At 47.8% G+C, this 255-nt stretch carries 1 protein-coding gene; it reads right to left on the reverse strand.

Features of this window, described 5'->3' with window-relative positions:
* Nucleotides 1–201: 3-oxoacyl-[acyl-carrier-protein] synthase III C-terminal domain-containing protein (locus tag Q4528_RS14800; RefSeq protein WP_303522425.1), on the reverse strand; the 201-nt coding region annotated here is incomplete at its 3' end.
* Nucleotides 202–255 lie beyond the last annotated feature (54 nt).

The following is a 255-nucleotide window of genomic DNA, read 5'->3' on the forward strand; positions in this document are numbered from 1 at the left end:
CTCTAAGGGCTTGCTTTGTAAGAGCTTGGCAAAGCTCAACCAAATGGCTGCCGACCCTAAGTTACCTAACTGCTTGGCATCATTAATAATTTGCGACTGTGGGTAGTTAAGTGCCTTACTCAGTAGCTTGTCGATATGGCCATTTGCTTGGTGGGGTAAAATATAGCGAAAGTCACTCAGTTGATAACCGCGATCTAACACGGCCTGTAACCCCAGCTCAAACAGCTGCGCCCCAGTTTTTCGCACACCGTGGAT

This window comes from Staphylococcus pasteuri, assembly GCF_030547725.1.
Classification (GTDB): Bacteria; Bacillota; Bacilli; order Staphylococcales; family Staphylococcaceae; genus Staphylococcus; species Staphylococcus pasteuri.